Source organism: Streptomyces cathayae, from assembly GCF_029760955.1.
Taxonomy (GTDB): Bacteria; Actinomycetota; Actinomycetes; order Streptomycetales; family Streptomycetaceae; genus Streptomyces; species Streptomyces cathayae.
The window spans coordinates 2,154,778-2,175,086 of the sequence record NZ_CP121682.1; the positions used below are offsets into that span (position 1 = coordinate 2,154,778).

Here is a 20,309-nt window from a genome sequence, read left to right on the forward strand (position 1 = left end):
CCCTGCTCCACCGTCCTGTTCCTTCCTGTCCCCCGGGACGTCACTTCGAGCAGGGAGCGCCGCGCCGTGGACCCGGTGATCATCGTCGGAGCGGGGCCCGTCGGGCTCACGCTCGCCCTGGCGCTGGCGCGTCAGGAGGTGCCGTGCGTGGTCCTCGACGAGGGTCCGGGCAAGGACGAACCGCGTCCTGCCCGGTCGGTGGTGCTGCGCGAGGACACCACGGCGCTGCTGGAGCGGCTGACCGGTGCGCCACTGGCCCGGGCCGGCTCCCGTTGGGCCGGATGGCGGTCGATGCGGCGCAAGCAGGTGACACACGAGGTCGTGTTCGACGCCACCGCTCCCGCACCCCTGCACATCGCCCAGCACGTCCTCACCGGCGCCCTGCGCGCGGCCCTCACCCGTGAACGGCTCGTCGAGGTCGCCGTGGACAGCCGTCTGGACTCCCTGGAACAGGAGCCCTCCGGTGTCACCGCGCACACCCGCGGTCCCAGGAGCACGTGGTGGCGCGGCAGTTACCTGGTCGGCTGCGACGGCCCCCGCTCCACCGTGCGCAAGCTCCAGGACATCCGCTTCCCCGGGCGCACGGCGGTGGAACGTCACGCCGTGGCCGCACTGCGTACGGAACTTCCCCGGCCCGGCGAAGCGTTGCTGCACCGGATGCCGCCGTGGCGCGCCTCCGGCCCCTTCGCCGGGGAGGTCACCGCGCGTCCGCTGCCGGACAGCGTGTGGCGTCTGGACTGGCTGCTGCCGCCGGGCAAGGACCTGGTCACCCCCGAGCTGCTGCTGACCCGGATCCGGGAGACCCTCGCCGGCTGGGCCGGCGGCCCGACTCCCCCGTACGAACTGCTCGACACCGGGGTCCACACCGTCCACCACCGGCTCGCCCGGCGCTGGCGGGCGGACCGTGTGTTCCTCGCCGGGGACGCCGCGCATCTGCTCGGCTCGCTGGGCACGCACGGGCTGGACGAAGGGCTTCGCGACGCCGACAACCTCGCCTGGAAGCTGGCTCTGGCCTGGCACCACGGCCACCACGAAGCGCTGCTCGACAGCTATCAGGCCGAGCGGCGCGCGATCGTCTCCGCCCGGCTGCGCGCCGCCGATCAGGCGCTGCCGCTGCTGCGGGGCGGTGGAGGGCTGCGTTCCTACGTGCCCGGTTCCGGCCGCGGTCATGACGCGCTCCTGGTGGACGGCCACCTGGGGCAGGGGCCACTGGGAGCGCCGGGCGGGCACCCCGGATCACCCCTCGCGCCCCGGAACCTCGAGGGCGCGGTCCCCGTCGACACGCCCCTCGGGGCGCCGGTCACCGATGTGCGGGTCACAGCGGAGGACGGCACCTTCGTCCGGCTGCGGGACCGGCTCGGCCGGGGTGCGCTGCTGGTGGTGCTGATCGCACCGGGTACCGGGGTGTGGGAGCGCAGGCACTGGGTGTCCGCCGGGATCATGCCCCGGCTGGCGGCGGCCGTGGCGGCGCTGCCGCATCCGGCCGAGCTGCTGGTCGCGGAGAGCTACCCGGGGGCGGCGGCCCACACCGTGCTGCTGGTACGTCCCGACGGTCACCTGGTCACGGCGCTCGGTGGGGTCCGTCCGGCGGACCTGTACGCGGCGGCCGAAACGGTGCTCGGCGGACCGGCGGACGCGGAAACGGCGGGAACAGCAGAGACGGCGGGAACGGCGGAAACAGCGGGGACGGAGGCCCGGACGGCGGCCGGAGCCGGATCGCGCTGAGGCGCCGGGCCCGGACGATCCGTCTCCGCATGCTCCCGGGTGGGCCCGCATGGTGACGGCGAGTTGATCCCGTGTGCGTCGTCGTGGTGTACTCCGGTCCGTGACCGACACCTGTGTGCGCCTGTGGCGGAGGGTCCATATGGACCTCGTCCGCTACGCGGGCTGCGTGTGTCGCCCGTCCTGCTGAACTCGCGTTCTCCCTTTCCCGCGCGCCGCTCGCCGCTTCCACGCCGCTGCCGTGCGCGCTCCGCGAACCTTTCTTCAGGACGGTGCACGTGTCTGCCTCCCCTGTTCTCCCCTCGTCCCCTGCGGGCTCCCCCTCTGCGGGCTCTCCCTCTGCTCCCGGCCCTTCCCAGGCAGAACTCCTCGACTTCGTACGGCACGTCGCCGCCGACGCCGAGCTGGTCGCCTCGCTTCCGATCGATCCGGAGGGCCGCACCTGGGTACGGCTCGACGGACCCGGCGGCAGTGAGGCCTGGTTGATCGGCTGGCCGCCCGGCACGGGCACCGGCTGGCACGACCACGGAAAATCCCTCGGTGCCTTCATGACCGCGGCGGGGGAGCTGCGGGAGAACTCGCTCGCGGTGCGGCTGCCCACCGACGGCTGGAAGACGCTGGAACTGAACGCCGGCGTGGACCGGGAACGCCGGCTGACGGCCGGTGCGGGCCGCGCCTTCGGCCGGTATCACGTGCACGAGGTGCTCAACGAGTCCCCCGTCCGGCACGCGGTCTCCGTCCACGCCTACTACCCGCCCCTGCCCCTGATGCGCCGCTACAGCCGCAGCGGCCAGACCCTGCGTCTGGAGCAGGTCGAGCGCCCGGCGGACTGGCAGTGAGCGGGACACCCGAGCGGGCTGCCGGTGCCCCCGGGATCGACGCACTGCTGGAGCGGGTACGCGCGGGCTACACGCGGATCGAGGCGGTACCCGCGTACGAGGCCGCCCGCGACGGGGAAGCGCTGCTGGTCGACATCCGGTACGCGGCCCTGCGCGACCGGGACGGCCTCATCCCCGGCGCCCTCGTCGTCGAGCGCAACGAGCTGGAGTGGCGTCTCGACCCGCGAGGCAGCCACCGCCTCCCCGAGGCCACCGGTCACGATCTGCGCGTTGTCGTGATCTGCGACGAGGGGTACGCCTCCAGTCTGGCCGCGGAGTCCCTGCACCGGCTGGGGCTGCACCGGGCCACCGACCTGATCGGCGGTTTCCAGGCCTGGCGCACGGCAGGTCTGCCGGTGCGGGCGCCGGGCGGGAACCCTCAGTAGCCCCCGTCGTCCAGGAATTCGGTGTTCTCGCCCTCCTCCTCCAGGGCCTGGCGCACCACGCGCAGGGCGAGGCCCTCGGGGTAGCCCTTGCGGGCGAGCATGCCGGCGAGGCGGCGGATCCGCTTGTCGCGGTCGAGACCGCGGGTGGAGCGCAGCTTGCGGGCGACGAGTTCGCGCGCGGTGGCCTCCTCCTGCTCGGGGTCGAGCTGGGAGACGGCCGCGTCGATCAGGGTGGCGTCGACGCCCTTGGTCCGCAGCTCCCGGGCGAGGGCACGCCGGGCCAGGCCCCGGCCGTGGTGCCGGGACTCCACCCAGGCGTCCGCGAAGGCACTGTCGTTGATCAGTCCGACCTCCTCGAACCGGGACAGCACCTCCTCGGCGGCCTCGTCCGGGATCTCCCGCTTGCGCAGGGCGTCGGCGAGCTGCTTCCGGGTGCGGGGGGTCCCGGTGAGCAGCCGCAGGCAGATGGCCCGCGCCCGCTCGACCGGGTCCCCCTCGGGCTCCTCCCGCTCGGCCCTCGAAGAGGAGGAGACGTCCCCGTCCGCCGCGGTCGCCTCGCCGAAAGCCCGGCGTCCGCGCCCACCGCGCGGCCCGCCGTCACGCGAGCCGCTCCCCCGTGCGTCGCCCGCACGGCGGGACCCGGCACCGCCTCGGCGCCGGCCACCGCCCGGGACCTCACCGGGGACGCCGGCCGTACCGCCGGTGTCCCCGTCCGCCCCGTCCACGCTCGCGGCTGGGTCTGCGCCGTCACCGGTGCCTCTCCCCCATGAGGCTCCGGAGGCGGCGAACTCGTACTCGGCCCAGTCGGTTCGTCGCGTCACGGGTCAGCTCTTGGCCGCGGCGGCCTTGGACTTGGTGGTCTTGGCCGCCGGGGCCGGGCCCGCGGTCGCCTCGGCCGGAGCGGTGCTGCCGACGGCGTCCGCGCCCTGCTCGGCGGCCGACTCCTCGGGCTGGACACCGATGCCGAGCTTCTTCAGGATCTTCTTCTCGATCTCGTCGGCGAGGTCGGGGTTGTCCTTGAGGAAGTTGCGGGCGTTCTCCTTGCCCTGGCCGAGCTGGTCGCCCTCGTAGGTGTACCAGGCGCCGGCCTTGCGGACGAAGCCGTGCTCCACCCCCATGTCGATCAGACCGCCCTCGCGGCTGATGCCCTGGCCGTAGAGGATGTCGAACTCGGCCTGCTTGAAGGGCGGCGCCACCTTGTTCTTGACCACCTTGACCCGGGTGCGGTTGCCCACCGCGTCGGTACCGTCCTTCAGGGTCTCGATCCGGCGGATGTCCAGACGCACCGAGGCGTAGAACTTCAGCGCCCGGCCACCGGTGGTGGTCTCCGGCGAGCCGAACATCACACCGATCTTCTCGCGCAGCTGGTTGATGAAGATCGCCGTGGTCTTCGACTGGTTGAGCGCGCTGGTGATCTTCCGCAGCGCCTGGCTCATCAGCCGGGCCTGCAGGCCCACGTGGCTGTCGCCCATCTCGCCCTCGATCTCCGCGCGCGGCACCAGCGCCGCCACGGAGTCGATCACGATGAGGTCGAGGGCACCGGAGCGGACCAGCATGTCCACGATCTCCAGCGCCTGCTCGCCGTTGTCCGGCTGGGACAGGATCAGGTTGTCGATGTCGACGCCGAGCTTCTTCGCGTACTCGGGGTCCAGGGCGTGCTCCGCGTCCACGAAGGCGACCTGGCCGCCGGTCTTCTGCGCGTTGGCCACCGCGTGCAGGGTCAGGGTCGTCTTGCCGGAGGACTCCGGACCGTAGACCTCCACCACCCGGCCGCGCGGCAGACCACCGACACCCAGGGCCACGTCCAGCGCGGTCGACCCGGTGGGGATGACCTCGATGGGCTCGTTCGTCCGGTCACCCATGCGCATGACCGCGCCCTTGCCGAATTGTCGTTCAATCTGCGCGAGCGCGGCGTCGAGCGCCTTCTCGCGGTCGGTTCCTGCCATGGGTTCCACCCGATTTGCTTGGTTCGATCGCTTCACGTCGACGACGCTAGCGCCTGCCACTGACAACGCGCTCCGGTGCACCTCCGGCCTGTGGACAACCGGCACCCTTTCCCGCACGAACCGGGCCATAACACCCGCCGTCGGGCCTCACCGGCGCACCCATAAGAATAGATGTTCGATTTTGGTGTCAAGCGCACCACGCTGCACCCGCACAAGGCGTTCACCCCTCGGCGACGGCCCCGCCGTCGCTCAGCTGTCCTCGGTGTTCCCGGTGTCCTCGCTGCGGGGTGGCGTCGTACCCTGTCGCCGGCTCCGGAGACTGCGGGCGCGGGCTGCGAGGCTCTCCCGGCCGTCGGAGCGGTGGTGGCCGTGCACGCGGGGGTCGTCCGTGACGTCGTAGCGCTTCACGTACGCGACCAGGAACGCCTGGAGGGTGGCGACCGCGGGGATGGCTATCAGCGCGCCGACGGCACCGAGCAGGGCGGTGCCCATGACGACCGAGCCGAAGGCGACCGCCGGGTGGATGTCGACGGTCCGCGCGGTCAGCTTGGGCTGCAGCACGTAGTTCTCGAACTGCTGGTAGATCACCACGAAGATCAGCACCCACAGTGCGTACCAGGGGTCGACCGTGAAGGCGATCAGCATGGGCAGGGCGCCCGCGAGATACGTGCCGATGGTGGGGATGAACTGCGACACCAGGCCCACCCACACGGCGAGCACGGGCGCGTAGGGCACCTCGAGTATCTCCAGCAGCACGTAGTGGGCCAAGCCGGAGACCAGCGCCATCAGCCCGCGCGAGTACAGGTAGCCGCCGGTCTTGTTCACGGCGATCTCCCACGCGCGCAGCACCTCGGCCTGGCGCGCGGGCGGCAGTACGGAACAGACGGCTCGCCGCAGCCGCGGACCGTCGGCGGCGAAGTAGAACGAGAACAGCCCGATGGTCAGCAGCTGGAAGAGGCCTCCGAGGACCTGCGCGGAGACGTCCAGGACACCGGTGGCGCTGTTCTGCACGTAGTTGCGCAGCCAGTCGGAGCGGAGCAGGCCCTCCTGGATGTCCACCCGCCGCAGTTCGGTGCGGAAGTGGGTGTTGACCCAGTTGATGACGGAGTCGAGGTACTCCGGGAAATCCTCGACGATCTTGATGATCTGTCCTGCGAGCATGGATCCGAGCAGCGTGACGAAGCCCGCCGCCACGATCATCACCCCCAGGAAGACCAGGAAGGTCCCCAGCCCTCGGCGCACCCCCCGCGCGGCCATCCAGCTCACCGCGGGCTCGACGGCGAGCGCCAGGAAGAACGCGATGAGGATGTTGATCAGCAGCCCGGTGAGTTCGTGGAAGGCCCAGCTGCCCAGCTGGAACAGCGCGATCAGCGCGAGCGCGAGCACCATGGCCCGGGGCAGCCAGCGCGGCATGCGGGCGCCGGGCGGGGCAGCGGGACCCGGCGGGCCGGGGGGCGGCGGCGCGCCGGGCGCCGAGGAATACCGGGCCGCCTGCCCGGTCTCGTCTGTGGATGCCACGGAGTAAGTTTGGCGCACGCCACCGGCAGCCGTCCGCCCTGTGGCCGTCTCTGTGACGATCAGCGCTTTTCCCGCGGCACGTCCATCACCGCGCAGACCACCTGCCAGACGTCCTTGGCGTCCCAGCCGGCCCTCAGCGCCTCGTGCACGGTGCGCCCGCCGAGTTCCGACATGACGTGATCGCGCGCGAAGGTGTCGGCGTAGCCCGTACCGAAGTACTCCGCCATCCGTTCCCAGAAGACCGTCAACCGCATGCCCTCAGTATCCCGCCCGAGAGCGCGGGCCCGAGCCGGGGCCGCCGGCCGACAGTCCGCTCGCCCGCGCGGAGCGTTTCGTCCGGCTGACCGCGCGGGCGCTCGAACAGCGTCTGTTCGCCCACGGGTTCCACATGGTCGCCCACGAGTTCCACAGGGCGGTGCCGGCCCGGTGGAGCGGGCGCCGGCCCCGGTGGCGCGGTGACCATCGACGCGCTGCGCACGCTCAGGGCGTACGGCCGCCCGGTCGGCCGGCCCGGCGCCGGTCTCAGCCGCCCAGGGCCCGGACCCCCGCCGTCACCACCACGGCCGCCCCGACGACGACCAGGAACGGGGCGCGCAGCATCAACGCCACGGCGGCGGCGGCGAGACCCACCCCCCGCGCGTCCAGCACCAGCGTCTGCCCGTCGGCGAAGGTCTGCTGGGCCGTGAGGGCGGCGAGCAGGGCGACGGGCAGCAGCGCGGCCAGACGCCTGACCAGCGGCCGTTCGAGGACACCGGCGGGGACCAGCAGCCCGGCCAGCTTGACGGCGTAGCACCCGAGGACGGTCACCCCGATCGCGATCCAGATGTTCAACGGTCCTCCCTCGATACGCCGTCGTGCGGTACACCGTCGTGCGGTGTGCCCCTGCGGCGGCCCTGGGCCCACAGGACCGCCGGTGCCGCGAGCGCGGCCACCAGGACCGGTACGCCGGCGGGCAGGACCGGCAGCAGGCCGAGTCCCAGCAGGACGGCGAGCCCGGCGACCATCCGTTCGGTGCCGGTGCGCAGCATCGGCGCGAGCAGGGCCAGGAAGACCGCGGGGCCGGCCGCGTCCAGGCCCCACGCGCCGGTGTCCCCGATGGCTTCGGCGCCCAGCGCGCCGAGCAGCGTGGTGAGGTTCCACAGGACGTACAGGCTGAGCCCGGTCACCAGGAAACCGATCCGCGCGCTGCGCCGGGTGGGCTGGGCGAGGGAGACCGCGGCCGTCTCGTCGATGACCCACTGGGCCGCGAACGGCCGCACCGCGCGCGGGAGGGCCAGCAACTGGGACAGGCGCAGCCCGTAGAAGGCGTTGCGCACTCCCAGGAAGAAGGCTCCGGCGGCGGCCGTGAACGGGCTCCCGCCTGCGGCGAGCGCCCCCACCAGCGCGAACTGGGACGCCCCGGTGAACACGAGAAGGCTGAGCACACACGTCTGGAGCAGCGTGAGCCCGCTGCCGGCCGAGGTCACCCCGAAGGCGAATCCGGAGAGTCCGACGGCTGTCCCCACGCCCAGGGCGTCCCGGACGACGGCGCCGTCCGGTTTTTCTTCCCGGGCGTCCCCGTCCCGGACGTCCGCGAGTGTTGTCTGTTCTGTTGCCACACCCCGGACGGTACGTGGAGCGCTCTTCGGATGTCTTGTACGTTCTTGCGCTCGCGCTGGTAGGCGCCCGGCGGCACTCCCACGATCCGGCCGAAGTGCCGGTTCAGGTGCGGCTGGTCGGTGAATCCGACCACGACGGCGGCCTCCGACGGCACGGTCCCGGCGTCCAGCAGCCGACGCGCCCGCCGTACCCGCGCGTCGGTGAGCCAGGCGTGCGGCGGCATTCCGTAGGTGTCCCGGAAGGCCCGCAGCAGCGCGAACGGGCTGGTGCCCAGCTCGTCGGCCAGCTGCTCCAGTGTCGGCGGGGCAGCCATCCGCTCCTCCAGCAGGGCACGGGCGCGCGCGGCGGTCCGGGCGCCGGCCGTACGCACCTCGCGCCGGGGCAGCGAGCCGCCGTTCAGCCTCAGCAGCCGGGTCACGGCCGCCCGCAGCAGGGTGTCGGCGGCGAGCGCGTTGCCCTCGTCGGTGGCCCGCAGTACCTGGTGCACCAGGCGGACGGTGTACGGATCGTCGAGCACCGGCCGCACGAAGCCCGGGGTGCCGCGCAGTGTGGTGGTCTCCGCGGCGATCGCCGCGACCACCTCGGGCGACGGGTACACCGCGCCGTACCGCCAGCCCTCCGGCACCCCGGCCCGCCCGGTGTGCGGGGTGTCCGGGTTCACCAGCGCCAGTGCCCCGGCCCCCGCGTACTGGTCGCCGCCGCCGTGGTGGAAAACCTCCACACCGTCGGCGATGGCGGCGATCACGAAGTGCTCGTGGGTGTGCCGTACGAAGGCCTTGTGGATGTAGCGGGCCCGGAGCAGATCGACGCCGGGCAGGTCGGCGTACTGCCAGTGCCGCGCCCGTTCCTTGCCCTGTTCCGCCATACGGTCATTGTCACTCTTCCCCCGAACCGGCCTCGCCGGGGCCGTCCTGCCTGCTCAGGCCCGTTGTCAGTGCCCGGGTGCAGGATGTACGCATGGTCAGCACTGCGCACCGAGCTCTGGACGGCTTCTCCGCCGCGACCCGCGGCTGGTTCACGGGGGCGTTCTCCGCGCCCACCGCGGCCCAGTCCGGCGCCTGGCGGGCCATCCAGGAGGGGGCGGACGTGCTGGTCGTCGCTCCCACCGGCTCCGGCAAGACGCTGGCCGCGTTCCTCGCGGCCCTGGACCAGCTGGCCGCCGCGCCCCCGCCCGCGGACCACCGAAAGCGCTGCCGCGTCCTGTACGTCTCCCCGCTGAAGGCCCTGGCCGTCGACGTCGAGCGCAATCTCCGCAGCCCGCTGACCGGCATCCGCCAGGAGGCCCTGCGCCTGGGGCTGCCCGAGCCCGAGGTCAGGGTCGGGATCCGCTCCGGCGACACCCCGCCCGCCGAGCGCCGGGCCCTGTCCACCCGCCCGCCGGACATCCTCATCACCACTCCGGAGTCCCTGTTCCTGATGCTGACCTCGGCCGCGCGGGACGCGCTGACGGGCGTGGAGACGGTGATCCTGGACGAGGTGCACGCGGTCGCCGGCACCAAGCGCGGGGCGCACCTCGGGCTCTCCCTGGAGCGGCTGGACGAACTGCTGCCCCGGCCGGCCCGCCGCATCGGCCTGTCGGCGACGGTCCGCCCGGTCGACGAGATCGCCCGTTACCTGTCCCCGCGCGGCAGGGTGGAGATCGTCCAGCCCGAGGCCGGCAAGGAGTTCGACCTCTCCGTCGTGGTCCCGGTCGAGGATCTGGGGGAGCTGGGCGGCTCTCCGGTGGCCGAGGCGTCGGAGGGGGCGGAGCGCCCGTCGATCTGGCCGCACGTCGAGGAGCGGATCGCCGATCTGGTCCAGTCCCACCGCTCGACGATCGTGTTCGCGAACTCCCGCCGGCTCGCGGAGCGCCTGTGCAACCGGCTCAACGAGATCGCCCACGAGCGGGCCACCGGGGAACCGCTGGGTGAGCACCACTCCCCGGCCGAGCTCATGGGCGGTTCCGGGGCCGCCCGGGGCGCGCCCGCCGTCATCGCCCGCGCGCACCACGGCTCGGTGTCCAAGGAGCAACGGGCCCTGGTCGAGGAGGACCTCAAGGCGGGCCGGCTGCCCGCGGTGGTCGCCACCTCCAGTCTGGAGCTGGGCATCGACATGGGCGCGGTCGACCTGGTGGTCCAGGTCGAGTCGCCGCCGTCGGTGGCCTCGGGGCTCCAGCGCGTCGGCCGCGCGGGCCACCAGGTGGGGGCGGTCTCCACGGGCGTGGTGTTCCCGAAGTACCGGGGCGACCTCGTCCAGGCCGCCGTGGTCACCGAGCGGATGCGGACCGGCGCCATCGAGTCGCTGCGGGTCCCCGCGAACCCGCTGGACGTCCTGGCGCAGCAGATCGTCGCGATGACGGCCATGGACACCTGGCGGTTCGACGATCTGCTGGCCCTGGTGCGCCGGGCGGCCCCCTTCGCCTCGCTGCCCGAGTCGGCCTTCACGGGCGTGCTGGACATGCTCGCCGGCCGCTACCCGTCCGACGCGTTCGCGGAGCTGCGCCCGCGCGTGGTGTGGGACCGGGTCACGGGCGAGATCACCGGCCGTCCCGGTGCCCAGCGCCTCGCCGTCACCTCCGGGGGCACGATCCCCGACCGGGGCCTGTTCGGGGTGTTCCTCGCGGGCGCCGACCCCAAGAAGGGCGGCGGGCGGGTCGGCGAGCTCGACGAGGAGATGGTCTACGAGTCCCGGGTCGGTGACGTCTTCACGCTCGGCACCACCTCCTGGCGCATCGAGGACATCACGCGCGACCGGGTGCTGGTCTCTCCGGCCCCGGGCGTACCGGGGCGGCTCCCGTTCTGGAAGGGGGACCAGCTGGGCCGCCCGCTGGAGCTGGGCCGCGCGGTGGGCGCGTTCCTGCGGGAGGTCGGCTCGCTGTCCCCGCGGGAGGCGCGGCCGCGGCTCCTGGCCGCCGGGCTGGACACCTGGGCCGCCGACAACGTGCTGTCCTACCTCGACGAACAGCGCCGGGCCTGCGGCCATGTCCCGGACGACCGCACGATCGTCGTGGAGCGTTTCCGGGACGAGCTCGGCGACTGGCGGGTCGTGGTGCACTCCCCGTTCGGGGCCCAGGTGCACGCCCCGTGGGCGCTCGCGCTCGGTGCCCGCCTCTTCGAGCGGTACGGCATGGACGCCCAGGTGATGCACGCCGACGACGGCATCGTGCTGCGCCTGCCGGACGCCGACCTGATGGGTCTGGACCTGCTCGACCAGGAGCCGGCGGGCACGGGCACCGAGTACGACGCGGACCGGGCGCCGCTGGGCGCGGCGGACGTGGTCTTCGACAAGGGGGAGGTCGACCAGGTCGTCACCGACCAGGTGGGCGGCTCGGCGCTGTTCGCGTCCCGTTTCCGCGAGTGCGCCGCCCGTGCGCTGTTGCTGCCGCGCCGCAACCCCGGCAAGCGCACCCCGCTGTGGCAGCAGCGTCAGCGTGCCTCCCAGCTGCTCCAGGTGGCGGGTGAGTTCGGCTCGTTCCCGATCGTCCTGGAGGCCGTCCGCGAATGTCTCCAGGACGTCTTCGACGTCCCTGGGCTCGTCGAGCTGATGGGCGATCTGGAGTCCCGCACGGTGCGGCTCGTCGAGGTCACCACTCCGGAGCCGTCGCCCTTCGCCCGCTCGCTCCTGTTCGGGTACGTCGCCCAGTTCCTGTACGAGGGCGACTCCCCGCTCGCCGAGCGCCGCGCGGCGGCCCTGTCGCTGGACTCGCGGCTGCTGGCCGAGCTGCTCGGCCGGGCGGAGCTGCGTGAGCTGCTCGACGCCGAGGTGCTGGCCGAGCTGGAGCGCGAGCTGCAGTGGCTCACCGAGGACCGGCGGGTCAAGGACGTGGAGGGCGTGGCCGACCTGCTGCGCGTGCTCGGACCGCTCACCGGGGCCGAGCTGGCGGAGCGGGGCGCCGAGCCGGGGTGGGCCCAGGAGCTGGCCGCGGCCCGCCGCGCGATCCGGGTCCGCGTCGCCGGCGCCGAGCACTGGGCGGCGGTCGAGGACGCCGGGCGGCTGCGCGACGCGCTGGGCACGGCGCTGCCGGTCGGCGTGCCGGAGGCGTTCACCGAACCGGTCAAGGACCCGTTGGGCGACCTCCTCGCACGGTACGCCCGGACCCACGGCCCGTTCACGTCGGCCACCGCCGCGGCCCGTTTCGGGCTGGGCACGGCGGTCACCGAGGGTGCCCTGCAGCGGCTCTCGGCGGCGGGCAGGGTCGTCCAGGGCGAGTTCCACCCGGCCGGGATCGGCCAGGAGTGGTGCGACGCGACCGTGCTGCGCCGGCTGCGCCGCCGTTCCCTGGCCGCCCTGCGGCACGAGCTGGAGCCGGTGCCGCCGGCCGCGCTCGCCCAGTTCCTGCCCCGGTGGCAGCACATCGGCAAGGGGCACACGCTGCGCGGCGTCGACGGCCTGGTGCGCGCCGTCGAGCAGTTGCAGGGTGCGTCCGTGCCCGCGTCCGCCCTGGAGAAGCTGGTCCTGCCTTCCCGGGTCGCGCACTACTCCCCCGCGATGCTGGACGAGCTCACGGCCGCCGGGGAGGTGGTGTGGGCCGGTGCCGGTTCCCTCCCGGGAAAGGACGGCTGGGTCTCCCTGTACCTCGCGGACGCGGCCCCGCTGCTCCTGCCGCCCGCGCACCCCCTGGAGACGACCGCCCTGCACCGGTCGGTGCTGGACGCCCTCGCCGGCGGCTACGGTCTGTTCTTCCGCCAGATCGCCGACCAGGTCCGCGCCACCACCCACCCCGAGGCCACCGACCCCCAGCTGGCCGACGCCCTCTGGGACCTGGTCTGGTCCGGCCTGCTGACCAACGACACCCTCGCCCCCATGCGCTCCCTGCTGGGCTCGGGCCGTACCGCGGGCTCGACCGCCCACCGCGCGAAGCGCCCGGTGCCGCGCGGCCGCTACGGCTCGCTCACGGCAGCCGCCCGCGGTACCTCCCGCACCGGCCCACCGACCGTCGCCGGACGCTGGTCGCTGCTCCCGGACCGGGAGGCCGACCTCACGGTCCGCGCCCACGCACTGGCCCGCACCCTGCTCGACCGGCACGGCGTGGTGACTCGGGGCGCCGTCTCGGCGGAGGGTGTGGAGGGCGGTTTCTCCGCGGTCTACCGCGTCCTGTCCGCCTTCGAGGAGACCGGGCAGGCCCGGCGCGGCTACGTGGTCGAAGGGCTGGGGGCCGCCCAGTTCGCCATGGACGGCGCAGTGGACCGCCTCCGCGCGGCGGCCAACGCCCGCGAGCGGGGGGAGCCCCTCCCCGGCCCGGGCCGGGGCGGCCCGGACGCCACGGACTGGAACGGCCCGGGCCGGGGAGGCTCCGGCCTCCTCGACGGCGACCCCGCTCCCGGTCTCCGGCAGCACGGGGGGCGCCCCTCGTACGACCCCTTCGCGGGCCGCCGCACCGGCCCGGACCCCGCCCTGCGCACCGTCGTCCTGGCCGCCGCCGATCCCGCGAACGCGTACGGTGCCGCACTGGGCTGGCCAGAGCCTCCGACGGGCGCCGGACACAAGCCCGGCCGCAAGGCGGGCTCGCTGGTGGTGCTCGTCGACGGTGAGCTGACGCTCTACGTGGAGCGCGGCGGCAAGACGGTACTGGCCTGGCCCGCGGACCCGGGCGGGGAGCCCGCCGACGACCCCCGCCTCCCGGCCGCGGCGGAAGCGCTCGCGGCGGCCGCGCGCGCGGGTTCCCTCGGCACGGTCACGGTGGAGCGCCTCAACAGCGCTCCCGCCCTGACGTCCCCGCTCGGGGCGCTCCTGGAGGCCGCGGGCTTCGTCGCGACCCCCCGAGGCCTGCGCCTGCGCCCCTGACCAGCGGGCCTGCCCGCCGCACGAGAGCGTGCGACCCTTGCCCCATGCCCGAAGGAGACACCGTCTGGCAGGCCGCGCGGCGGCTGCACGACGCCCTCGCCGGCACGGTGCTGACCCGCAGCGACCTGCGGGTGCCCCGGTTCGCCACGGCCGACCTGACCGGCCGCGCCGTCCTGGACGTCACCCCGCGCGGCAAGCACCTGCTCACCCGGGTCGAGGGCGGTCTGACCCTGCACTCGCACCTGCGGATGGACGGCTCCTGGCGGGTGTACGCGCACGGGCAGCGCTGGAGCGGCGGCCCCGCCCACCAGATCCGCGCGATCCTGGGCAACACCGGCCGCACCGCCGTCGGCTACCGTCTGCCCGTCCTCGAACTCCTGCGCACCACCGACGAGGACCGCGTGGTCGGCCACCTCGGCCCCGACCTGCTGGGCCCCGACTGGGATACCGCCCTGGCGCTGGCGAACCTTCTCCGGGACCCGGCCCGCCCGCTCGGCGAAGCCCTGCTGGACCAGCGCAACCTCGCCGGTATCGGCAACGTGTACAAGAGCGAGCTCTGTTTCCTGCTCGGTGTCACGCCCTGGCTCCCCGTCGGTGACCTGTCCGCCGAACGCGCAGCGAAGCTGCTCGAGTCCGCCAGGAAGCTGCTGGGGCACAACCGCGACCGCCCGGTCCGCAGCACCACCGGCCGTCGTGGCCAGTACCTGTTCGTCTACGGTCGTGCGGACCGCCCCTGTCTGCGCTGCCGCACTCCGGTCCGCCGGGCCGACCAGGGCGACGGTTCCCGCGAGCGCCCCACCTACTGGTGCCCCGCCTGCCAGCCGGGCCCGGTCCCCACGGCGGCCTTCACCACCAGCCGGATTCCCCGTCCGGACGGGGGCGCGGCGATGCCGTGGTGACCTCGGACGTGGTGACCTCGGATGTGGTGACCTCGGATGTGGTGTCGGCCGCTGTGCCGGTCCCGGGCGCGGCGGCCGCGCCCGTGTTCCAGGCCCGACGCCAGCGCCCGGGCGCCAGGGCTCCTTCGGCCCGCGCCTTCGGCATGCAGTGCACCGGAAGTACGCTCAGCCCCCATCCTCCGGCCGCGACCGTCGCCTCCAGCGTCCCCGCCTCGGGCACGAGCAACAGCCTCGCCACGGCCCACCACCACAGCGCCCCGAGCCCCAGCGCCGCACCCCAGCGAACCGCCCGCACTCTCATGGCCCCCACCTCCGGCACCTCCAGCCGGACGCTATAGGGGCGCTCACCCGGGCAGCCAGGGCGCACCCCCGGCACACGGGCGCACCACCCCCGGCGCCGGCCACCGCACCGCCACCGCCGTCACAGGCCGTTTACGCCCCGTGTGCCCCGTGTGCCGCACGTCCACCCCACCGCTCGGCACAGCGCCCGGGGCCACATCACCCGTTCTCGGCCTGGAACATCCAGTGCTGCTTCTCGAGATCCGCCGTCGCCGAGATGAGGATGTCCTGGCTCACCGGGTCCGGCTCGGCGGTCGCACCGACCCGCTCGCGCATCCGCTCGATCACCGCGCCCAGGGCGTCCACCATGGCGCCCACCGCGGCCGTGTCGTCGACCCAGCCCTCGGGCGTCACCCCGATGCCGCTGCCGACGGCCACCGTCGCGGCGCGCCCGTCGGGTGAGACACCCAGGGCCGCGGAACGCTCCGCCACGGTGTCGGAGTGGGTCCGCGCGAGGGCCACCACCTCGTCAAGCTGTAGGTGCACGGAGCGGAAGCGCTGCCCGACGACGTTCCAGTGGATCTGCTTCGCCACCAGAGCGAGGTCCACCAGGTCGACGAGGGCCCCCTGGAGCGCCTCGGACACGGTCTTCAGGTTCTCGTCGGACAACGGGCTCTTCACGACGTACATCCGCGCCTCCAAGGCCGGTCACCGCGTGTGGATTTCTCCCTCGTTCCCTCAACCATCGCCGCCATGCACCGGACCGGCAAACGCACGCACCGGGAAGCAGCGGGCAAGCGAAAACCCCGGCGACGCCCCTCCGGATCTTCCGGAAGGACCCCGGCCGGGGCCTCTCACACCTTCACGCCGCTCAGGCGGCGACGACGTCGACCGCCTCGGCGGGCGCCTTGATGGTCACCCGTTCCGGTGGCACGCCGGTCACCGAGACGGAGCCCAGCATCGGACGGACCGACGCGGGCACGGGTTCGCTGGGGGTCGCCGCAGCCGACCGGGCCAGCTCGGCGAGGGCGAGCTCGTCGCTCACTTCCCGCATGAGCTCGGACATCCGTACGTCCAGCGCGTCGCAGATCGCGGAGAGCAGCTCGGAGGAAGCCTCCTTCTGCCCCCGCTCCACCTCGGAGAGATAGCCGAGTGAGACTCGGGCGGACGAGGAGACTTCGCGCAGAGTACGGCCCTGACGTTGGCGCTGCCGACGCAGCACGTCACCCAGCAGGCGACGGAGCAGAATCATCGGTGGCTCCCTCCTCGGGCCGTGTATCCGGATCCTTCTCGCCCCACCGTACCGCCTTGTGCTGCGGCCGTGCGGGGAGCGATGTCGTGTTCACTCTGGGCTGCAAACATCAAAACCCCCCGTTCCGTTCCGTATCCTGTGCCCGCTCATTCCCGGTCTGTTCGCCCGCAAGCTCCCCGAGAAGCAGTGCGAGTACGCTCCGTACACTCTCCATACGAATTTCCGCCCGGTCGCCGTTCAATCGCAGATGCTTCACTTTTCCGCCACCGGCAAAGACGGAATCCGTCACCGACGGCCCGGACACCGCCACATAGACGGTCCCGACGGGTTGGCCGTCCTGGGGGTCCGGGCCGGCGACACCCGTGGTCGCGATGCCCCAGTCGGCGCCCAGCGCCTTGCGGACGCCGGCCGCCATCTCGGCCGCCACCTGCGGATCCACCGCCCCGCGCTGCGCCAGCAGAGTGGCGTCGACGCCGAGCAGTCCGTGCTTCAGCTCGGTGGCGTAGGCCGTCACCGAACCTCGGAAGACCTTCGACGCTCCGGGCACGGAGGTGATCTCCGCCGCGACCAGGCCGCCGGTGAGCGACTCGGCGACGGCGAGCGTCTCACCCTTGACGGTGAGCAGTCGCACTGCTTCGGCGGCCCGGGAACTCAAGCTTCCGGCTCTTTCAACGCCGCTTCGCGCTCTATGATTCCCTTCCTGCGCAGCACCATGGCCTGTCTCACGTAGTCGAGTCCGGTCACGACCGTGAGCACAACGGCCGCCGCCATCACCCAGAACCGCAGGGTGGCCAGCCACCCGGTCAACGCCAGCACGTACATGCCGACGGCCACGCCCTGGGTGAGGGTCTTGAGCTTGCCCCCGCGACTTGCCGGGATCACACCGTGGCGGATGACCAGAAAACGCAGCAGCGTGACGCCGAGTTCCCGGCCGAGGATGACACCGGTGACCCACCAGGGGAGGTCGCCCAGCGAGGAGAGACAGATCAGCGCCGCTCCCATGATCGCCTTGTCGGCGATGGGGTCGGCGATCTTGCCGAAGTCGGTGACGAGGTCGTAGGTGCGCGCCAGATGACCGTCGAACAGGTCGGTGATCATGGCGACGGCGAAGGCCGCCCACGCGAACGCCCGCCAGGCCGGGTCGTATCCGCCGTCGGCGAGCATGAGGGCGACGAATGCCGGTACGAGCACCAGCCGGAGCATGGTGAGCAGGTTGGCGACGTTCCAGACGCTGGCCTGGTTCACGGCCGCCGCCGTGATCTTCCCGCCCCGCGCCGACTGCCCGTCACGGTCACGGTCGTCACCGCCACGGCCGTTGCCGCTGCTGCCGGGGACCCGGTCGGTCATGCCGCCGGAAACCGAGGTCCGGGAGGCGTCACCGCCCGCGGTCCCACCGGCCCTCGGGCGGCCCGCCGGACTCGCCGACGCCCTCCTCGCGCCGGAGGGGCCTCCCGCCGCGGATGCCGGGACACCCGTCATCTGCCAGCCTCCTGACTCAACGCGGGCGAACCCTGGAAGAGCGGCTCGGCCACCAGGTCGACACCCTCCGTGCCGACGACCTTCGCCTCGACCATACGGCCCGGACGCAGACCCGTGCCGCTCGTGAGCAGCACCTGACCGTCCGTCTCGGGGGCCTGGTGCGCCGCGCGCCCGTACACGCCCTCCTCCTCGTCGACGGACTCCACCAGCACGTGCACGGTCTCGCCGACCCGCTCCTCGGCACGCTGCGAGACGAGTTCCTCGGCCATCCGGGAGACATGTGCCAGCCGCTCGGCGACGACGTCCTGGTCCAGCTTGTGCTCGTACGTCGCCGCCTCGGTGCCCTCCTCGTCGGAGTAGCCGAAGACGCCGATGGCGTCCAGCCGGGCATGGTTCAGGAACCGCTCCAGCTCGGCGAGGTCGGCCTCGGACTCGCCGGGGAAGCCGACGATGAAGTTGGAGCGCACACCGGCCTCGGGCGCCTTGCCCCGGATGGTGTCGAGGAGCTCCAGGAAGCGGTCGGTGTCGCCGAAGCGGCGCATCGCGCGCAGCACACCGGGCGCGGAGTGCTGGAAGGACAGGTCGAAGTACGGGACGACCCCCGGTGTGGAGGTCAGTACGTCGATCAGGCCGGGGCGCATCTCGGCGGGCTGGAGGTAGCTGACGCGGACCCGCTCGATGCCGTCGACCTCGGCGAGTTCGGGCAGCAGGGACTCCAGAAGGCGGATGTCCCCGAGGTCCTTGCCGTAGGAGGTGTTGTTCTCGGAGACCAGCATGATCTCCTTCACCCCCTGCTCGGCCAGCCACCGCGTCTCGTTCAGCACATCGCTGGGGCGGCGCGAGATGAAGGAGCCGCGGAAGGACGGGATGGCGCAGAAGGAGCAGCGCCGGTCGCAGCCGGAGGCGAGCTTCACCGAGGCGACCGGGGTGCCGTCCAGCCGGCGCCGCAGGGGCGCGCGGGGTCCGGAGGCCGGGGCGAGGCCGTCGGGGAGGTCCACCGGGCCGTGCCCCGGGAGGGCCACGGATGTGGCGGACTCCTGGCGCTCGGCGGGGCTGATCGGCAGCAGCTTGCGCCGGTCACGGGGGGTGTGGGAGGCGTGGATGCCGCCGTTCAGGATGGTCTGGAGGCGGTCCGAGATGTCGGTGTAGTCGTCGAAGCCGAGCACGCCGTCGGCCTCGGGGAGCGCCTCGGCCAGTTCCTTGCCGTACCGCTCGGCCATGCAGCCCACCGCCACCACGGCCTGCGTTCTTCCGTGACCCTTGAGGTCGTTGGCCTCCAGGAGGGCGTCGACGGAGTCCTTCTTGGCGGCTTCGACGAAGCCGCAGGTGTTCACGACGGCGACGTCCGCTTCTCCGGCGTCCTCCACGAGCTGCCAGCCGTCCGCCTCCAAACGGCCTGCGAGCTCCTCCGAGTCCACCTCGTTACGGGCGCAGCCAAGGGTGACGAGTGCGACGGTGCGGCGTTCAGGCATGGGCTCAAGACTACTTCGTCCCGCCGGCACCCCCCATCGACGGGGTTCGCCGAGGGGGGCCGACCCGTCCGGGACGGCCCCGCCGGCGAGACATCACCCGCATCCCGCTATCCGGCCTGCGGGTCGCCCTTCGTGTACGTGAGGCGCTCCACGGCCCCCGGCTGCCAGTCGTCCTCGATCTTCTTGCCGTTGACGAAGAGGTCGATCGCGCCGGCGTCACCGAGCACCAGGTTGATCTTCGTGCTGTCCTGGAAGGTCTTGGAGTCGCCCTGCTTGAGCAGCCCGTCGAAGAGCAGCCGGCCGCTGTGATCCTTGGCGGAGATCCAGCTGCGCCCGTCGGGGGCGCTCACCATGACGGTCACCTTGTCCTGCGGCGCGGCCGCGATGGCGCTGTCCGAGGGTTCCGGCTCGGGGACGGCGGGCTTCTTGGACTTGGGGGTGGACGGGGCGGACGTGCTGGGGGTGGCGCCGTCGGCGACGTTCTCCTGGCCGCCGTCGTCACCGCCCTTGACCATGGTGAATCCGACGAAGCCGACCACGACGACGATCGCGGCGACCATGGCTGCGGTCCAGTTGGGTCCGCGCCGCTCCGGGCGGATGCGTTCCGCCTCGAACAGGGGTGCGGCCGGGGTGGGGGCCGGGCGGCCTCCGTGCTCGGCCTCGTACTGGGCGATCAGCGGGGCGGGGTCGAGCTGCACGGCCCTGGCCAGGGTTCGGAGGTGCCCGCGCGCGTAGACGTCACCGCCGCAGAGCTCGAAGTCGTCCGCCTCGATGGCGCGCACGATGGCGATACGGACCCGGGTGGCGGTGGTGACGTCGTCGACGGTGAGGCCGGCGGCGATGCGTGCCTGCTGCAGCGCACGGCCGACGGAGGGGCGGGCTTCCTCGGATACGTCTTCGAACGGACGCTCGTCTTCAGGAGAGTTGCCGATGGACACGGGGGCGCCTTTCGAGCGTGTAGCCGCCTGTGCTGGAGGTTCAGTCTAGGGGGATGACAAAAGGGTGGGGCAACCGGGCGGTAGTACTTTGTACGCCATCGGAATGGCCCGACACACCGATGGTGGACCTGCGTTCTGACACTTCCCTCACGTTGACGTACGTCGAAGGGAAACGGTT

Annotated in this window: 20 protein-coding genes; 6 read left to right on the top strand and 14 right to left on the bottom strand. The window is 72.9% G+C overall.

The genetic code is table 11. The features are described from left to right. Positions 1 to 66: 66 nt before the first annotated feature. From PYS65_RS09705 to PYS65_RS09715, 4 genes are all read left to right on the top strand, one after another. Entirely contained in the window at positions 67 to 1,725 is a 1,659-nt protein-coding gene (locus tag PYS65_RS09705) for an FAD-dependent monooxygenase (protein ID WP_279333455.1), read from the top strand. Positions 1,726 to 1,864: 139 nt separating this feature from the next. Continuing rightward, complete coding sequence (locus tag PYS65_RS35175; protein WP_309506048.1) at positions 1,865 to 1,912, top strand: hypothetical protein; 48 nt, start codon at positions 1,865 to 1,867, stop codon at positions 1,910 to 1,912. An 88-nt stretch (positions 1,913 to 2,000) separates the two neighbouring features. Then, a complete protein-coding gene (locus tag PYS65_RS09710; RefSeq protein WP_279333456.1) occupies positions 2,001 to 2,561 on the top strand; it encodes a cupin domain-containing protein in 561 nt (186 codons plus the stop codon). After that, on the top strand, positions 2,558 to 2,986 hold the full coding sequence (locus tag PYS65_RS09715) for a rhodanese-like domain-containing protein (protein WP_279333457.1): 429 nt from the start codon (positions 2,558 to 2,560) through the stop codon (positions 2,984 to 2,986). Before PYS65_RS09710 ends, PYS65_RS09715 begins: the two co-directional genes overlap by 4 nt. Here PYS65_RS09715 and recX read toward each other — a convergent pair. The 7 genes from recX to PYS65_RS09750 form a co-directional block, all read right to left on the bottom strand. Further along, positions 2,980 to 3,807: a recombination regulator RecX gene (gene recX, locus PYS65_RS09720; protein ID WP_279333458.1), complete on the bottom strand. Its 828-nt coding sequence runs from the start codon at positions 3,805 to 3,807 to the stop codon at positions 2,980 to 2,982. The two genes, PYS65_RS09715 and recX, sit on opposite strands and share 7 nt — an antisense overlap. A gap of 3 nt (positions 3,808 to 3,810) precedes the next feature. Beyond that, a complete protein-coding gene (gene recA / locus PYS65_RS09725) occupies positions 3,811 to 4,932 on the bottom strand; it encodes a recombinase RecA (RefSeq protein ID WP_279333459.1) in 1,122 nt (373 codons plus the stop codon). A 249-nt stretch (positions 4,933 to 5,181) separates the two neighbouring features. Then, on the bottom strand, positions 5,182 to 6,450 hold the full coding sequence (locus tag PYS65_RS09730; protein ID WP_279333460.1) for an AI-2E family transporter: 1,269 nt from the start codon (positions 6,448 to 6,450) through the stop codon (positions 5,182 to 5,184). 59 nt (positions 6,451 to 6,509) lie between these two features. Next, positions 6,510 to 6,704, bottom strand: coding sequence for a DUF3046 domain-containing protein (locus PYS65_RS09735; protein ID WP_109380094.1), 195 nt, complete (start codon positions 6,702 to 6,704; stop codon positions 6,510 to 6,512). 268 nt (positions 6,705 to 6,972) lie between these two features. Further along, positions 6,973 to 7,281, bottom strand: a complete 309-nt coding sequence (locus PYS65_RS09740) for an AzlD domain-containing protein (RefSeq protein WP_279333461.1) — start codon at positions 7,279 to 7,281, stop codon at positions 6,973 to 6,975. Next, positions 7,278 to 7,961, bottom strand: a complete 684-nt coding sequence (locus PYS65_RS09745) for an AzlC family ABC transporter permease (protein ID WP_279337904.1) — start codon at positions 7,959 to 7,961, stop codon at positions 7,278 to 7,280. The genes PYS65_RS09740 and PYS65_RS09745 overlap by 4 nt, the downstream gene beginning before the upstream one ends. Next, complete coding sequence (locus tag PYS65_RS09750; RefSeq protein ID WP_279333462.1) at positions 7,913 to 8,914, bottom strand: AraC family transcriptional regulator; 1,002 nt, start codon at positions 8,912 to 8,914, stop codon at positions 7,913 to 7,915. The genes PYS65_RS09745 and PYS65_RS09750 overlap by 49 nt, the downstream gene beginning before the upstream one ends. Before the next feature lie 92 nt (positions 8,915 to 9,006). On the opposite strand from PYS65_RS09750, the gene PYS65_RS09755 reads away from it, so the two are divergent. Next, complete coding sequence (locus PYS65_RS09755; RefSeq protein WP_279333464.1) at positions 9,007 to 13,812, top strand: ATP-dependent helicase; 4,806 nt, start codon at positions 9,007 to 9,009, stop codon at positions 13,810 to 13,812. Between the two features lie 44 nt (positions 13,813 to 13,856). Beyond that, complete coding sequence (locus PYS65_RS09760; RefSeq protein WP_279333466.1) at positions 13,857 to 14,711, top strand: Fpg/Nei family DNA glycosylase; 855 nt, start codon at positions 13,857 to 13,859, stop codon at positions 14,709 to 14,711. Here PYS65_RS09760 and PYS65_RS09765 read toward each other — a convergent pair. From PYS65_RS09765 to PYS65_RS09795, 7 genes are all read right to left on the bottom strand, one after another. Further along, positions 14,659 to 15,012, bottom strand: a complete 354-nt coding sequence (locus tag PYS65_RS09765) for a hypothetical protein (RefSeq protein ID WP_279333467.1) — start codon at positions 15,010 to 15,012, stop codon at positions 14,659 to 14,661. The two genes, PYS65_RS09760 and PYS65_RS09765, sit on opposite strands and share 53 nt — an antisense overlap. Before the next feature lie 197 nt (positions 15,013 to 15,209). Next, a complete protein-coding gene (locus tag PYS65_RS09770) occupies positions 15,210 to 15,680 on the bottom strand; it encodes a Dps family protein (protein WP_279333468.1) in 471 nt (156 codons plus the stop codon). Between the two features lie 181 nt (positions 15,681 to 15,861). After that, a complete protein-coding gene (locus PYS65_RS09775; RefSeq protein WP_109380085.1) occupies positions 15,862 to 16,242 on the bottom strand; it encodes a helix-turn-helix domain-containing protein in 381 nt (126 codons plus the stop codon). Positions 16,243 to 16,351: 109 nt separating this feature from the next. Next, entirely contained in the window at positions 16,352 to 16,897 is a 546-nt protein-coding gene (locus PYS65_RS09780; protein ID WP_279333469.1) for a CinA family protein, read from the bottom strand. Then, a complete protein-coding gene (pgsA, locus tag PYS65_RS09785) occupies positions 16,894 to 17,721 on the bottom strand; it encodes a CDP-diacylglycerol--glycerol-3-phosphate 3-phosphatidyltransferase (RefSeq protein WP_279333470.1) in 828 nt (275 codons plus the stop codon). Before pgsA ends, PYS65_RS09780 begins: the two co-directional genes overlap by 4 nt. Further along, entirely contained in the window at positions 17,718 to 19,193 is a 1,476-nt protein-coding gene (gene rimO / locus PYS65_RS09790; RefSeq protein WP_279333471.1) for a 30S ribosomal protein S12 methylthiotransferase RimO, read from the bottom strand. Before rimO ends, pgsA begins: the two co-directional genes overlap by 4 nt. Positions 19,194 to 19,300: 107 nt before the next feature. Further along, the gene (locus tag PYS65_RS09795; protein WP_279333472.1) at positions 19,301 to 20,131 is read right to left on the bottom strand and encodes a helix-turn-helix domain-containing protein; all 831 of its coding nucleotides are present in this window, start codon (positions 20,129 to 20,131) and stop codon (positions 19,301 to 19,303) included. Positions 20,132 to 20,309 lie beyond the last annotated feature (178 nt).

Excerpts from the sequence above, each read along its gene's own strand:
- recA (WP_279333459.1), bottom strand. The coding sequence starts at position 4,932 with ATGGCAGGAACCGACCGCGAGAAGGCGCTCGACGCCGCGCTCGCGCAG.
- PYS65_RS09735 (WP_109380094.1), bottom strand. The coding sequence starts at position 6,704 with ATGCGGTTGACGGTCTTCTGGGAACGGATGGCGGAGTACTTCGGTACG.
- PYS65_RS09750 (WP_279333462.1), bottom strand. The coding sequence starts at position 8,914 with ATGGCGGAACAGGGCAAGGAACGGGCGCGGCACTGGCAGTACGCCGAC.
- PYS65_RS09755 (WP_279333464.1), top strand. The coding sequence starts at position 9,007 with ATGGTCAGCACTGCGCACCGAGCTCTGGACGGCTTCTCCGCCGCGACC.
- PYS65_RS09760 (WP_279333466.1), top strand. The coding sequence starts at position 13,857 with ATGCCCGAAGGAGACACCGTCTGGCAGGCCGCGCGGCGGCTGCACGAC.
- PYS65_RS09765 (WP_279333467.1), bottom strand. The coding sequence starts at position 15,012 with ATGAGAGTGCGGGCGGTTCGCTGGGGTGCGGCGCTGGGGCTCGGGGCG.
- PYS65_RS09770 (WP_279333468.1), bottom strand. The coding sequence starts at position 15,680 with ATGTACGTCGTGAAGAGCCCGTTGTCCGACGAGAACCTGAAGACCGTG.
- PYS65_RS09775 (WP_109380085.1), bottom strand. The coding sequence starts at position 16,242 with ATGATTCTGCTCCGTCGCCTGCTGGGTGACGTGCTGCGTCGGCAGCGC.
- pgsA (WP_279333470.1), bottom strand. The coding sequence starts at position 17,721 with ATGACGGGTGTCCCGGCATCCGCGGCGGGAGGCCCCTCCGGCGCGAGG.
- rimO (WP_279333471.1), bottom strand. The coding sequence starts at position 19,193 with ATGCCTGAACGCCGCACCGTCGCACTCGTCACCCTTGGCTGCGCCCGT.